Source organism: Tamaricihabitans halophyticus, assembly GCF_004340875.1.
GTDB classification, from domain to species: domain Bacteria; phylum Actinomycetota; class Actinomycetes; order Mycobacteriales; family Pseudonocardiaceae; genus Tamaricihabitans; species Tamaricihabitans halophyticus.
In genome coordinates this window covers 189,871-203,806 of record NZ_SLXQ01000003.1, presented here as the reverse complement: position 1 = coordinate 203,806, position 13,936 = coordinate 189,871, and the positions used below count along the sequence as shown (strand labels likewise).

General features: G+C 67.2%; 17 protein-coding genes. 2 read left to right on the top strand and 15 right to left on the bottom strand.

Annotation, left to right across the window (positions count from 1 at the left end):
• Window positions 1–52 precede the first annotated feature (52 nt).
• The gene (locus EV191_RS11355) at window positions 53–772 is read right to left on the bottom strand and encodes a hypothetical protein (protein WP_132876938.1); all 720 of its coding nucleotides are present in this window, start codon (window positions 770–772) and stop codon (window positions 53–55) included.
• Window positions 773–826: 54 nt separating this feature from the next.
• Window positions 827–1,351, bottom strand: coding sequence for a SigE family RNA polymerase sigma factor (locus EV191_RS11350; protein ID WP_132876937.1), 525 nt, complete (start codon window positions 1,349–1,351; stop codon window positions 827–829).
• Between the two features lie 296 nt (window positions 1,352–1,647).
• Between EV191_RS11350 and EV191_RS11345 the strand changes: the two genes are divergently transcribed.
• Window positions 1,648–2,610: a GntG family PLP-dependent aldolase gene (locus tag EV191_RS11345; RefSeq protein ID WP_132877143.1), complete on the top strand. Its 963-nt coding sequence runs from the start codon at window positions 1,648–1,650 to the stop codon at window positions 2,608–2,610.
• Window position 2,611: 1 nt separating this feature from the next.
• On the top strand, window positions 2,612–3,253 hold the full coding sequence (locus EV191_RS11340; protein WP_132876936.1) for an HAD-IA family hydrolase: 642 nt from the start codon (window positions 2,612–2,614) through the stop codon (window positions 3,251–3,253).
• Here EV191_RS11340 and EV191_RS30075 read toward each other — a convergent pair.
• The 13 genes from EV191_RS30075 to EV191_RS11280 all read right to left on the bottom strand — a co-directional run bounded on the left by EV191_RS30075 (window position 3,222) and on the right by EV191_RS11280 (window position 13,817).
• Window positions 3,222–3,398 carry a hypothetical protein gene (locus EV191_RS30075; RefSeq protein ID WP_165912920.1) on the bottom strand — a complete coding sequence of 59 codons (177 nt, stop codon included), beginning with the start codon at window positions 3,396–3,398 and terminating at the stop codon, window positions 3,222–3,224. The two genes, EV191_RS11340 and EV191_RS30075, sit on opposite strands and share 32 nt — an antisense overlap.
• Window positions 3,399–3,484: 86 nt before the next feature.
• A complete protein-coding gene (locus EV191_RS11335; RefSeq protein WP_132876935.1) occupies window positions 3,485–4,687 on the bottom strand; it encodes a pyridoxal phosphate-dependent aminotransferase in 1,203 nt (400 codons plus the stop codon).
• Window positions 4,688–4,721: 34 nt separating this feature from the next.
• Window positions 4,722–5,876, bottom strand: a complete 1,155-nt coding sequence (locus tag EV191_RS11330) for a transglycosylase SLT domain-containing protein (protein ID WP_132876934.1) — start codon at window positions 5,874–5,876, stop codon at window positions 4,722–4,724.
• 14 nt (window positions 5,877–5,890) lie between these two features.
• Complete coding sequence (locus EV191_RS11325; protein ID WP_132876933.1) at window positions 5,891–6,196, bottom strand: hypothetical protein; 306 nt, start codon at window positions 6,194–6,196, stop codon at window positions 5,891–5,893.
• Between the two features lie 76 nt (window positions 6,197–6,272).
• Window positions 6,273–7,931 (bottom strand): hypothetical protein, encoded by a 1,659-nt coding sequence (locus tag EV191_RS11320; protein WP_132876932.1) that lies wholly within the window; start codon window positions 7,929–7,931, stop codon window positions 6,273–6,275.
• On the bottom strand, window positions 7,931–8,452 hold the full coding sequence (locus tag EV191_RS11315) for a DUF3558 domain-containing protein (RefSeq protein ID WP_279388425.1): 522 nt from the start codon (window positions 8,450–8,452) through the stop codon (window positions 7,931–7,933). The genes EV191_RS11320 and EV191_RS11315 overlap by 1 nt, the downstream gene beginning before the upstream one ends.
• Before the next feature lie 66 nt (window positions 8,453–8,518).
• Window positions 8,519–9,094 (bottom strand): DUF3558 domain-containing protein, encoded by a 576-nt coding sequence (locus EV191_RS11310; RefSeq protein ID WP_132876930.1) that lies wholly within the window; start codon window positions 9,092–9,094, stop codon window positions 8,519–8,521.
• Window positions 9,095–9,100: 6 nt separating this feature from the next.
• Window positions 9,101–9,535: a hypothetical protein gene (locus tag EV191_RS11305; protein WP_132876929.1), complete on the bottom strand. Its 435-nt coding sequence runs from the start codon at window positions 9,533–9,535 to the stop codon at window positions 9,101–9,103.
• A 165-nt stretch (window positions 9,536–9,700) separates the two neighbouring features.
• Window positions 9,701–10,456, bottom strand: coding sequence for an ESX secretion-associated protein EspG (locus tag EV191_RS11300; protein ID WP_165912919.1), 756 nt, complete (start codon window positions 10,454–10,456; stop codon window positions 9,701–9,703).
• Between the two features lie 68 nt (window positions 10,457–10,524).
• Window positions 10,525–11,298 carry an ESX secretion-associated protein EspG gene (locus tag EV191_RS11295; protein ID WP_165912918.1) on the bottom strand — a complete coding sequence of 258 codons (774 nt, stop codon included), beginning with the start codon at window positions 11,296–11,298 and terminating at the stop codon, window positions 10,525–10,527.
• Window positions 11,299–11,300: 2 nt separating this feature from the next.
• Window positions 11,301–12,770 (bottom strand): hypothetical protein, encoded by a 1,470-nt coding sequence (locus EV191_RS11290; protein WP_165912917.1) that lies wholly within the window; start codon window positions 12,768–12,770, stop codon window positions 11,301–11,303.
• Window positions 12,771–12,778: 8 nt separating this feature from the next.
• Window positions 12,779–13,363, bottom strand: coding sequence for a DUF3558 domain-containing protein (locus EV191_RS11285; RefSeq protein WP_165912916.1), 585 nt, complete (start codon window positions 13,361–13,363; stop codon window positions 12,779–12,781).
• Window positions 13,356–13,817, bottom strand: a complete 462-nt coding sequence (locus tag EV191_RS11280) for a hypothetical protein (RefSeq protein WP_132876925.1) — start codon at window positions 13,815–13,817, stop codon at window positions 13,356–13,358. The genes EV191_RS11285 and EV191_RS11280 overlap by 8 nt, the downstream gene beginning before the upstream one ends.
• Window positions 13,818–13,936: the final 119 nt, after the last annotated feature.

Sequence of the window (13,936 nt, the reverse complement as noted above, 5' to 3'; positions counted from 1 at the left end):
ATGGTGGGCGAGCTCACCAACGCGGGAAACTACTGCGGCACGGGCAGCACGCTCAGAATTTAGCCGCCAGTCGGGCGGCAAGCGACTCGAGCTGATCGGCCAGTGGCGGGCCGGCACTCCCCTGCGCCGGCTCGGTCAGCACGACCAGCGTGTCGCCGTTCGCGGTGGCGCGCTGTACATGCGCAGCCGCCTCGGGCGCGGCGCTCCACGGTGGACTGTCCTGGTCGGCCACCTCGGCCGGCCGCAACAACACCGAGATCGTGCCCTTCGCGGCACCATCGCTGATCTCGAAGCCAGCCACGCGATCCTCGGCCACACAGCGCAGCGAGCCGCGTTCGGCTGCTCCGGGGGTGGCCGGGAGCTCGCCAGCGAGGGCGACGGCGAGCTCCCGGTCCACCTGTGCACACCCATCGGGTGTGCCGCCGGTCCGTGGACCGACATCGCCCGACCCTTCGCCCCCCTGCTTGGGCGATGGAGTCGGGACGTTTTCCTGGCGTGGCTGTTCCGCATATGGCGCCTGCCCTGCCTCCTGCTCGGCCGGCTGCGCCGCACTGCCCGCGATTTCCTGGTCGGTTCCAGTGAACACGGTCGAGCCAACGAACACACCACCCGCGAGCAGAACGACCCCGACCGTGGCACCGCCGAACACCCTGGCTCGTTGCCGCGCCCGCGCCCTGGCCGAGGCGGCAAGCACCTCGGGCACGTCGAAGGATGCCGGCGGGGTGTCCTGCGCGGCGTCTCGCATAAGCTCAGTGACCTGCCGGTCGTCCACCGCGTACACCTCCAAACGACATCTTCGAACGATCGCGTCCGTGCCAGCGCTGCCTCATGAGGCAGACCGCAGATCGTCCACCGCGTCCCCAAGGGCTTCGCGCAGCGCCGCGAGGCCACGTGCGGTCTGGCTTTTCACCGTGCCGGCGCTGCAGCCAAGGGCCTCGGCAGCGGCCGACACATCCAGGCCCTCGAAGTAGCGCAGCACCAGCACCGCCCGCTGCCGTGGCGGCACCTGACGCAACCCCGCGATCAGCGCCTGCCTCGTTGCCACCTCCTCGTCCACGCCGGCACCAGCACCGGCATTGCGCGGCTCCGGCAACTGGTCGACGTGCTGTTCCCGCCGCCACGGCCGGCGGGACTCGTCGATCGCCCCGCGCACCAGCGTGCGCCGGACATAGGCGTCCAGTGCGCCCCGCGCGCGGATCTTGCGCCACCTGCGGTGCAACGCGACGAAGGCAGCCTGCGCGAGATCGTCCGCGCGGTGCCAGTCACCGCACAACAGGTAGGCGGAGCGCCGTACGGCGTCGCGCCGTGCCGTGAAGTACTCCGCGAACTCATGTTCATCGCGCTCATCCACGCGAGCTCTTTCGACTCGTTGGGTCCGTTATTGGGGTCTGTTATCTGGCAGACAGCTACCCAGAAGACGCGATATCCCCGGTCCGGGGTTGCTCGCGATGTCGGACGTTTTTACACCAGACCCCCGACCGGGTGTACGGCGGGCGACCTTCCGCCGGGCGGCCCTTTTCGGCCATCGCCGGGATGTGATGTGATCTAACCGTGACCTTTCTGTCGGGGATTGCCCACCGTTCCGCCACGAGCACGCACCGCCCGCTGGACTTTCGTTCGGACACCGTGACCCGCCCGGACAATGAGATGCGGGTGGCGATGTCACAGGCCGAAGTCGGCGACAACGTGCTGGATCACGATCCAACCGTTCGTGAGCTGGAGGAACGCGCGGCGGAATTACTCAGTGCACCAGCGGCACTCTGGACGCCAAGCGGCACGATGGCGAACCTTGTCGCACTGACCGTGCATCTGGAACGCGGTGACCGGTTTCTCGCACCGCATGGCGCGCATGTGTTGAATAACGAGTTGGGCACGGCCGCCTGGCTGGCCGGCGGGATGCCGGCGCCACTCGATTGGGATGCCGGGCCTGGCCGAGTTTCACCCGAATCGGTGAGATCGGCGGCCGATCCACCCAACCGTCCGTATTACGCCCTGCGTACCTCGCTGCTCTGCCTGGAGAACACGCATAACGCGGCCGGCGGCACCGTGACCGCGCCGCATGAGCACGCCCGGCTGGCCGCCGCGGCGCGCGGTGCCGGCCTGCGCGTGCACCTGGACGGTGCGCGGCTCTGGCATGCCGCGGTCGCGCTCGATGTGCCACCCGGCGCGCTGACGGTCGGGGTGGACACCGTCTCCGCCTGTCTCAGCAAGGGTCTTGGCGCACCGGCCGGTTCCGTGCTCGCCAGCAGTGTGGAGTTCGTGGAACGCGCACGGCGGGTACGCCAGATGCTCGGCGGTGGGATGCGCCAGGCTGGTGTACTCGCCGCCGCGGGTCTGCTCGCCCTCGGCCGGATTGATGACCTGGCCAAGGATCACGCGAACGCGGCGGCCCTGGCGGCCGGGCTGATCGAACTCGGCTGGGATGTCGCCGAACCGGAGACCAATATCGTCCTCGCGAGGGTGCCGGATCTGCGGCTCACCCTGGATGGCCTGGCCAAGCTGGGCATCCTGGCCACCCCGATGGGCGGAAAGGTCCGGTTCGTCCTGCACCGCGATGTGACCACGAACGACGTGACCGAGGCTATCTACCGGATCAAGACGGCGGGCTGAGATGGGCGATTACTGGGTGGTTTTCGACTACGGCGAGGTGATCAGCCAGCGCACCAACGCGCTGCCCGCGCTCGCCGAGTGCTATGGCGTGCCCGTTGCCGAGTTCACCGCCGCGTACTGGGCGGAGCGCGCCGGCTACGACGCCGGGTGTACGGACCTGGCCTACTGGGGCGCGATCGGCGACCGGCTCGGCGTCCCGGTGGATCAACGGCTTGCCGACCGGGTAGCTGCACTGGACGCGGATGGTTGGCTGCGGCCGGAGGCACAGACCGTGGCGCTGCTGGATCAGCTCGGCGAGTCCGGCGCCGCTCTTGCCCTGCTTTCCAACGCACCGGCGAGTTTCGCCAGGCGGGTGCGCGCCCTGCCCGCGCAGGCCTGGCCGCGGCATTTCCGGCAGCTGCTGTTTTCCGGCGAGCTCGGCATGGTGAAACCGGGCGAGCGGATCTGGCGTGAGCTGTTCGCCCGGCTCGATGCCGCGCCCGGCAACTGCGTCTTCCTGGACGACCGGCAGGAGAACGTCGACGCCGCCCGCACCGCCGGAATGCGGGCACGACGATGGACCGATGCCAGCGATGCGCATCGCTGGCTGGCCTCGCTCGGCGTGCTGCCGGCTAGCGGATCTGCTTCTGCGAACCGCCACTGATCGTCTTGATCGCGCCGTAGCCGAGCACCCCAATGGTGACCACACCGGCGACGATCAGCAGCACCTTCAGCGCGCTGAACAGCACGCCCAGCAGGGCGAATGCCAGCCAAATGGCGATCACCGCACCGATGATCTTCAGAATCATGTCTACCTCCGCTACGAACGTCTACTACGAGATTGCCACGAATCGGACTGCCCGCGCTGCCCTTGACCGGTTGAACCAGGGAAAGCTCAGGGTCTACCCCGAGCGGGCAGCCAGGCACCGAGCCGCCGCAGCGCCGCACGCACATCCTCGGTGGCGCCCGCGAAGGACAACCGAACGTAGTGTGGCCCTTCCTGCGGGTCGAAATCGATCCCGGGCACGATGGCCACCCCGGTGTCGGCGAGCAACCGCTGGCAGAAGCTCATCGAGTCCTCACCGAGGTGGCTGATATCCGCCCAGGCGTAGAAGGCCCCGTCGGCCGGCGCGAGTTTGTCGAACCCGAGTTCGCGCAATCCACCGAGTAGCAGATCGCGGTTCACCCGGTAGCGCTGGACATGCTCATCCAACTCGGCCCTGGCTTCCTGACTGAACGCGGCGATCGCGGCGTGCTGGGCGATGGCCGGCGCGCAGATATTGAAGTTCCCGGTGAGGCAGTCCACCGCGCGATGCAGCCGGCGGGGTACCAACATCCAGCCGAGGCGCCAGCCGGTCATCCCGAAGTACTTCGAGAAGGAGTTGATCACCAGCGCTTCCCGGTTGCTCTGCCACGCGCTCTGTTGGCCCCCGCTGAAGGCGATGCCGTGGTAGATCTCGTCGCTGATCAGCTGCACGCCGCGGGCAGCGCACCAACCGCTGATCGCGGCGAGTTCCCCTGGCGCGAGAACCGTTCCGGTGGGGTTGGCCGGGCTGGCCACGATCAGCCCAGCGATCGGGCCATCCGTCGCGACCAGCTCATCCAGTTGCGCCACGGTCGGCTGGAAACGCGTGTCCGGACCGCAGGGCAGCTCCACGACCGTGCAGCCGAGCGCGGTCAGGATGTTGCGGTAGGCGGGATAGCCCGGCCGCGCCAGTGCCACCCGGTCCCCCGGGGAGAAGGCGCCGAGGAAGGCAAGCAGGAAGCCGCCCGAGGAGCCCGTGGTCACGATTACCTCGTCCGGGTGCACGTCGAGCGCGTACTCGCGCGCGTAGTGCCCGGCGATCGCCTCCCGCAACTCGGGGATACCGAGCTGCACCGTGTAGCCGAGGCTCTGCTCCCAGACTGCCCGCTGGGCGGCTTCGCGCACCGGCGTCGGGGCGCCCTGTGCGGGCTGACCGGCGGCCAGCGAGATCATGTCGCCGTGGCTGGCCTGCCTGGCCTGGGCCGCGGACAACACGTCCATCACGTGAAACGGCGGTATCTGCGCCCGCGCGGCTGGCCCCGGCAGGACATCCGTGGTGTGCACGTCGACCATCCCGGAAGCCTAAGCCGCGCGTCCCGCCGGGTGGCTAGTAGCCCTGGTAACCGCCACCGCCGGCCATCGAGGCAAGACCGGGGTGACCTTCGAAGCCGCCGTAACGGTCGAAGGTGTACCGGACGCCGGCGATGATGTTGTCCACCGGGTCGTAGATGTTGTCGTGACCGGGCAGCTTATGCGCGTCGAAGGTGGGGTCGATGCATTGCATCAGACCCTTGGACGGCGTGCCCTTCGCCGCGTTCGAGTCCCAGTCGTTGATGGCGTTCGGGTCGCCGCCGGACTCCTTCTCGATGATCGTCCAGATCTCGTCGATGTTCTCCTCGGTGACCGGAACGCCGTTCTCCTTGAGGATCTTGATGGCTTCCTTGATCCACTGCTCGACGTTGCCCGGCGGGGTGGTGCTCGGCGGTGCGCCGCTCGACCCGTAACTGGTCATACCGCCGCCACCACCAGCTGAACCCCCACCACCGGCCGCGCCGCCAACAGCGCCGACTCCGCCACTGACAGCTCCGGCCGAGCCGCCGCTTGGCGCGCCACCAACAGCGCCGCTCGAGCCACTCCCTGGACTGGGGGCAGACACCTGCTCGGTGCCGGCGGGCGTGGTTTGCGCCGGTGGGGATCCAAAGTCCGGCGTGGGAAGCTCGGAGAACTTGCTGCCCGGCGTCTGCGCTTCGTTCAGTTTGCCGACCGCACCTTGGAGTTCACTCTCCGCGCTGCTGATTTTCTCGCCGACCGCCTGCACGGCGGCTTGTGCGATGGGGCGGATCTTGGCTTCCAGTTCTTCCGGTTTGGTTTCTTCGCCCGCGCCTTTCCGCATGCTGTTGATCTCTTGCATCGCGTCCGCGCAGATTCGCTCGATCCCGGATTTTGTGGATTCGAGGACCCGGGAAACGTTCTGCAGGGCTTGCCCGGCTTTCGCCAGCGCCTCTCCGGTATCGGCGCCGGCCTTGCGGAACTTGGTCATATAGCTGGCGAAGCCGTCCGCGGCAGGGCCCTCCCATGCACCATCGAGCGTGCTCACCGCCTGGGAGACCGTGTTGCCGTTCGCCTCGTTTTCCTCCGCCGAGCTGGCGAGTTTACTCGCGAGAGCGTTGATCTCCCCCGGATTCGCCTGCTTGATCTTGTTCCAGTGCGCCGTGACTCCCTCGCCACCCGGCTCACCGGCTAACTCCTCCGCCGCGCTCATCCTTGTCTCCCCACCTAAACGAACTGAGTATCGGGCTTGAGCAGCTCGGCATTGGCATCGTCGTCGTCCTGCGCTGACCTCGCGGTCGCGTCCAGCGCACGTGCGGCCTCCCCCGCCTTCTGCTCGGCCTTACCCAGTTCCTCGCTCACGGTCGAGCACACTTTCTCGACCGCGGCGGCGATGGTGCCGGAAGCACTGAGCTGGCCGAACATCGCGGCATCCGGCGCGCTGAGCCCGTCGCCGCTCTGGCCGAACTTCCCTTTGACGCCTTCTAAAGCCGCCCGGCACTCGTTGATTGCCGCTACGTCGTACTCCGGCACCGTGCCACCACCCCTCGTGTTCTCCCTCGGGTCGAGGCGGATGGGCCGTACGGCCAGTCCCGCCTCACCGTTTGCCTTACTCGCCGATCACCGGCGGTGCCGTTTTCTCGTCTGTACCGAAGATCCCGTACGGGTCGTCCTCGACGAGGAACGAGGCGCGCTCGTGGTCCTCGTCGTCGCCGCCCTGTCCACGGCCCGCGCCGGCGCCCATGGGCATCGCGCCGCCACGCATCCCGCTGCCAGCCGCGCCGGCCGCGCCCACCGCACCAGCGGTGCCTGCCGCGCCCGCGCCGCTGCCCATGCCGCCGGCGATCGAACCCGTCCGGCCGCCGGGACTACCCGGACCGCCCGCGCCGCTGCCGCCAGCGCCAAGGCCACCCGCGCCACTGCCGTACCGGCCGCCGCTGCGCTCGCTGTCTCCGCCGGCGCCCGCGCCGGCCATCCCGCCCATCATCGGCATTCCGGCCATCCCGGCACCTGCGCCGAGCGAGCCGCCGCCACCAGAGGTGGTCGGGTTATAGCCACCGCCACCGGCGGAACCGGGAACCGTGGTGCTTGGCGTGGTACTGGAATCGGTCGTTGGACCGGGCTCGTACGGGTCGGTCGGATAGCGGTCACCACCGTCGGGCCAGGGACCACCGTCCGGGCCCGGACCGGGACCAGGACCGCCATCGGGACCGGGACCAGGGCCACCGTCCGGGCCGGGTCCGGGACCAGGGCCGCCATCGGGACCGGGACCAGGCCCAGGGCCCGGGCCGGGGCCAGGACCAGGTGGCTGTGACGGATCACCACCGTCGGGATCGCCGCCCGGCGGTATGCGTAGGTCCCGCGGATCACGGTTCGCTGGGGTTGGCCGGTTCGAGATGTCATCCCTGCCGTCGCCGGTGACCTGCTCTGGCGGCTTGGCAAAGGCCGGCTGTAGTCCCCCACCACTGGGCGCGTTGCCGTCGTAGGTGGAAACCACCCTGGCCGCTTCCTCGTGCGCGGCCTGCTTACGTGCGAAGTCGAACTGAAGTTTGGCCGCTTCCTTGACGAAGTCGAACGGGTTCGTGGTTTTCCCCAGCTGGTCCATCCGCTCGTTGAGGTCGAAATCGACCGGTTCCGGCATGGAATTCGCCGCGGTCGAGGCGGCTTCGGATTGCCGCGCGGACGACGTACCGGCCAACTGCGCGCCCTGACCGCTCCGACCAACCCAGTTGCCAATGTCGGCCATGTACTTGCGCGCATTGTCCCCCGCGCTGCCCTGCCAGTCCGACTCGCTGTTGTTGATCCCGTTCGCCACGTCATCACGGAAACCAACAAGCGCGTTACCGATCTTGGTCCAGGAACTTCCGGAATTGCCGACCTGGCCAGCGTCTATCTGCTGCACCATCTGTTTGAGCTGCGGGTGGTCGTAACTCATGTAGTTGGCCGCGGCCATCGCGGGGGAGGGACGGCGCTCGACTTCCTCGCCGAGCTGCTCCTGCTGCTCTCTCATACGGTCGTTCGCACGCTGTCCGGCACGCCAACCCGCGGTCATATCGTCGACCGTGCGACCGATCTGCTCCAAGAAGTTCGGGTCCTCGCCCCAGCGCTCGTCGGCCTCCTGCTCGATATTGTCGCGCGCATCGCGCTCGGCGTCCTCGCGGGTTTCCGCCGTGTCGTACTCCTCGAGGCCGTAGTCCTCGGCGGCTGCCTGCTGTACGTCGCTCGCCGGGTCTTGCCCCTGTCCCGGCTGCGGTTGTCTCGGGGCCATCAGCCATCCCCCTTCGGTAATTTCTGCTCAAATAGCTTCGCGTATTGCTCAGCGAGAGCGTCCTGTGTCTCCCCGCCGCCACTACCGGTAGCCACAATCTCGACCCTCGACGAATCGCTAATCTTCAGCGCGATCGCCGAATTCCCGCCGCCCCAGGACTGGAACTTGACCGCCTGATGCTCACCGACTGTCGTCAGCACCGGCTCAGCATCAGCATTATTAACCTCATCAATGCCCATATTGTCGATATAGAACACAGTGATGTCGTAGCCACCTGCGGCCCGTTTTGTCTTCCAAGTGCAATTCGGCCGATTGGTCACGTCAGCATCCAGCAGCTCGCCGGCCACCAACCCTAGGTCTGACAATTCGCCATCATCCAGCAAGGAGCAGTAGTCAAACTCCGCCAACACATCCCCACCGGGGTTAGACTCCGACGGCGCCGCAGGCGTCGACGAACCGGGCCCACGCGTCGCCGTATCACCAGCACTGGCCTGACCGGGCATCTGCTCCGAGCACCCCACCAACCCCGCGGCAACGACAGCCAAGGCCGGCAGCGACACCCGACTGGAAAGCGCTATGCTCAAATGTCAGCCCCCCTCAGGCAAACGCTGCTCAAAAAGCTGCGCATACTGCTCAGCAAGCGCATCCTGTTTCTCGACACCCAAACTTGTCGTAGCAAGGATGCGCACATACGAAGAATCAGTGATCTCCAGCGCAATCACCGAATTCCCGCCAGCTGCCGAACGAAACTTCACACCCTCATGCTCGCCCACCGTCGTCGGCACCGGCTCATCATCAGCATTCGGAATCTCATCGACACCCGTGTTGTCCAGATAGACCACGCCAATGACGTACCCGCCGGCGGCTTGTTTGGTCTTCCACCGACAGTTCGGCCGATCCGTCGCGTCTGCCGGCGCGCCCGCCCGCAACTCCAACTGATCAAGATCACCGTCAGACAACAGGGTGCAGTAATCAAACTCCGCCAATGGATCCCCACCGGAGTTGGACTCCGACGGCGCCGCAGACGTCGACGAACCCGGCGCCTGCGTCGCCGTATCTCCAGCGCTCGCCTGACCAGGCGTCTGCTCCGAGCAGCCCACTAAGCCCAAAGCCACCACGGCCAAGACCGGCAGCCACACGCGACCGAAACGCACCCTGCTCATCTGCGACTAGACCTCCTGGCCACCAAGACCCTGCGCGTTATCACTATCCGAACTCTGATAGTTCTCCATCGCCTTCTTGATCGCCTCCCGCGCCTGCGGAATCACCTCTTCTTGAAACTTCTTAATATTCGGCAGAAACGACTGTTCCGTACCAATCGCCGTCTCCTGCATAAACGGCTTCAACACCTTCGCCACCGGCGTATCCCCAATCGCCGGCTCCATCGTGATCAAATCGACGTCTTGAAGTGCCTCGGCCAGGCCCTGTTCCACCCTGTCCAAGGCGTTGATCAGCGCCTGACCACCGGTCTCATTGACCGCGAACTTGCCCTCGGCGGCAGCCTGGGCAAAACCCTGCATGCTCGAACTGATGTCCTTGATGTTCTGCATGATCCCGGCCTCGTTGACCGGCCCAGCCGCACCACCAGCATCGGGCGCCGTCATAACCCCTCCTCGCAGGCCAACCCAGCGTGTCCAGCCACACACCAGCGGGTAATACCTTGCAGGTTACCGGACCACGCATTATCCGAGACCCGTTTCACCACAGAACTGGGACGCACCGCAGGGCAGCGCTGGTTCCCCACCTCACCCACATTGGGGAGGGACTGTTCAGGGTTCAAGGATGGCGGTTACCCGCTGGTTCAGCTCGCGCAACAGCCGGTGGCCATCCACCGGCTGATAGGTGACGGTTTCCTGACCCATCCCGTCCGAACCGGTCACCGCCAGGTACCGCCCGCTCGCGGTATCGAACCAGGGCAGCACCTCGGCGGCAGCGCCCGCACCGGACACACTGAACTGCCCATAACGCGGCCGGGGACTCGCGAAAAGCTCCTGCGCGGCCCGCACCGCCGTTTGCGACGCGGTCGGGCGCACGCCAACCAGCATCGTCTGCTGATCCTCCGGGCTCGCCGGGCTCGGCGGCCCGCCGACGGGCACCGTGACCGGCTGACCAGACCCTGCTGGCGCGGCCGGCAACAGTCGCACCAACGCGGCAGCCACCTCGGTTGACCGCAGCAACTCGAACCGGAGCTGTTCGCCGGCGCCCACGGCAAGTACCGCGGCCTCGCGTCCCGCCCCTGCCCGCGCCCGCAGCCGGAACCCATCGGTGCCGCCGGCAACCAGTACCGCCTCCATCGAAGCGTGCCCGTACAGCCGCAGCCCCTGCTCGACCTCCGGCTCCAGCCGGTAGCCACGCGCGAGGCCGATCGAGTTCAGCTGTTGCCACAGCGCTTCGCGAATGCCGGCACGTTCGTCAAGCGTCGCCCCGACACTCCGGATCTCGAACGGAAAGCGTGTGCCGGTAAAACCCAAGTCCTCGGCAAGAATGTCCAGACCCGCAGTGGACAACTCGAACTGATACCCCACGCCGCCGACTCCTCCCCGCAACCTCCGCGGATCACCTTATCCGGACAGAGCCGACCAGCGCAGGTAACTCAGGAGACTTCGCGCACCAGTTCCCACAGCCGGGTAGCGAGTAGCTGGTTGTCCGCGGGTGTCACGGTCGCCCACAGCCGCCCCGATCTGTCCGGCGCGACCAGATACAGATACCGCCCCGCGTCCGTGTCGTGGAACGCGACGACCCGCTCTGCCCGGTGCGCCTGCTGATCGCGGGTGATCCGCTCCACGCCAAACTGCCCCCTGGTGTGCATACCGAGGAACATGCCGGCGAGCTCCTGCGCCTCGCCCGTCGGCATCCGCCTGCGCTGCAAGGCATGCACCAGTCGGTGCGGATCACCCTCGGCCTCGGCGTCGGCCTCCCGCAGCGTCTCGAACGGCACGCTCACCGAGCAGCCAACGCCAGGCGACACATCGCCGGCGACCGAAACCGCCGCATCGGCAAGCGAACTCTGCCTAGCTGGCACCAGCCACACCTCGTCGCCATCGACCACGCAGACCTCCGCGTCGCTGCCGGTTGCCGCCGCCAGCGCGCGGATCTCCCGATCCGTCCACACCCAAACGTCAATGCCGATTCGCGGGCGCGCGAGCAGATGCAGCCGGTCGGCCAGCTCCGGCAGCACCTTGCCGCGATGCAGCAGGCCGCGTTCGGCGAGCATGTCCCAGGCTTGCGCGGCCAGTTTCGCTCGCTCGGCGTGGGTAGTTCCCGGGCTTGGCAGCTCCAAGACCACATGCCGGGCTGGTAGGCCTTCGGATTCCCACAGCACATCGAACTCGAGTGCGGAAAGCACCAAGTTCCCACTTGCGCCCACGGCTACTCCGCCGAGCCTTCGGTGTTCGCCGGCCCAATGCGCTCACCCTCGGAATCACCGAACACGCTCGGCGCCACCATCCGCTCGTCGCCGAACACGTCATCGCTTTCCATACCGAACTTGCGCACATGCTCGGCGTCGTCCGTACCCGACTGGCCGCGGGCCGGACCGGTAGCCGGCTGCATCATTGATGCGCCACCTCGCCCACTCGATCCCGCGATTCGCTCCGCGCTCCGCGCCGCGGCCGCCTGCCCGGGCGATGCGTTCCCGAGCGGTGTAGCGGTCCCACGCGAACCAGTCGCCGCGCCGCGCGGCGCCCTCGGTTCCCGTGCCGGCGTTGCGGTGGCCCCGCCCGCGACACCAGCGCCCGCGGCGATCGCACCGGCGGCCAGCCCGGCATCCGGCCGAAACCCGGTTACCCCACCAAGCGCACCGCCCGAACCAACCGGACCGACCCCGGAAATCGGCGCCAACCCGGTAACCGGGCCGGGAAGCTTCGCCCCACCACCGAGGCCACCAGCTGGCGGCCCACCGGATACCGGACCGCCAGTCGCACCACCGGCACCGGGTCCGCCCGTCACTGGACCACCAGTCACCGGGCCACCGGTCACGGGGCCACCGGTCACCGGACCACCAGTCACGGGCGCGCCGACCACGGGCCCACCAGCGACCGGACCGCCGGTTACTGAACCGCCTGCCGGGCCACCGACGATGAAGCTACCGCCACTCGGCCCGCCGACCGTGTAGGAAGTCGCCCCACCGGATACTGGTGCCACCCCAACGGCACCCCCGGGCGCGTTCGGAGCCGGCACGGATCCAGACGTGCCGATGGAACCAATGCTCTGCGTCGTGGTCGCGCCCGTGGACGGCGCCGTGTTCAACTCGATTCCCGGCGGTTCCGGCAAGGGCCGGTAGCCAGCCAGGTTCTGCTTGGTCGACTCGGTGTACTGGTTCATCGAGTCGATCGCGCTCTCCCGCGCGGCGTTGGTCTGGCGCACTTCCCTTGCGCGGTCCGTTTCGTGGCCAAGCAGGCCAAGTGCATTGTCGAGCAAGCCGGTCTGGGTGCTGCCACGCAAGGTTTGCGGTTCGGGCGAGGAGTTGCGTGCCCGGTTGTACACATCGCCCTGTTCACTGACCACATCGGAGGATTGCTGGGATCGTTGGCTCGCATCATCGCCGTAATCCGCCGAATCCGACATGATCACCGAGGCCATCTCGGCCGCGTTGCTCTGCCAATCGATACCCAGCTTGCCCAACTCGGTACGCAAGGTGCGATCCGTTTCGGTGAGCGCACCGGCCAGTTCGCGCAGCGCCTGTACGGAATCGTCGAGCGCTTCCGCGCCAGCACCCTGGCCCAGCTGGGTGAGCACATCGGCCAGTTCGGCGTTGCTGTAGCCCTCCCAGCGATAGTCGCCGATCTCAGTGGCTCCGGTGCTGCTAGCGGGATCGCTATCGCTGCCAAACCAATCCATCGCGGGCCTCATCTCAACGTCTTCAGCGTCGCGACCGCCGCTTCGGCCGCCGCTTTCGCCATATCGCACAACTGGTTCTGATCGAAGGTGTTGTCGCTGATGGGATCGATCATCACGTAGACCATCTGTCCATCCGCGACATCAACGGCCATATCGCAGGCCACATCGGAAACCCCGACGGGTCTGGTCGCTACGGTGGGGAACCCACCAACCTCGGTCAGCTGGGTCTCCGGGTTGTTTTGCAGCACCTGGTCCGCGCCGGAGCTCGGCACCGGCATGATCAGATAGCTGTAGTAGGGCTGCTCCCGATCCTTGACCACCCGGCAGGCGCGGGTACCGAACTCCTTGATCCGCTCGGTTCCTGCGGCGATACGGTCCATCTGCAACTCGTTCGCCTGCTGTTCGGTGATCAAGGCACACGGTTCGATCCCCGCCACCGGCAGATCCCCTGGACGCTCTGGCAACGCGGGCGCGGATGCCTCGGTGGAACCGGCGGGCGCACCTGCCGTACCCGTGGTCGTTTCAGTGCACGACACGAGCAGCGCCGTCGCGCCGACCGCGAGCAGCACGCCCGCGATCCGCTGGTCAACCACGCCGTTCCCCGAAGCCAGTCGCGATTTCCTCGTCGTTGTAGCCGTACTGCGCGGCGGCTTCCCGCAGTTGCCCGGAAAGGTTCGCCAGGTTCACCACGTACTGTTCGACCCTGGCCACATGTGAATCCTCAGCGTTCACCAGCCGCCAGTTCCATGCGCTGGCCGCCTCCACGCTGACCGGGTCCATCCCGGACTGGCGAATCTGCAGCCGGCCGGTCAATGATTCGAGTTTCGCCCGCAGCTGCTCGGTTTGTTCCTGGATGACCTTGCCCGCGGCAAGTACGTTCTCCGGATTGACCTCGACCTTTGTTGCGTTCGGCGCCGCATCGCGCTGCGGTACCTGCGATTGCGCGACCGCGGCGGCAACCATCGCGGCGATGGTGGTGAGCAGATCCCCGCCGCCTTGGTCCGCATCGGCGAACCATGTGCCTTCGTTTCCCGGCTTGTTGACCACGGGCGCACCCCCGATACGTACGGTAACCGCTCGGTCTCAGTTCGCAGCTTACCAACCTGCGGGTAAGGGCGAACTGAACTTAGACGTAGCGCCGGCGCTCCCGGTTCCGCAGTCTTCAA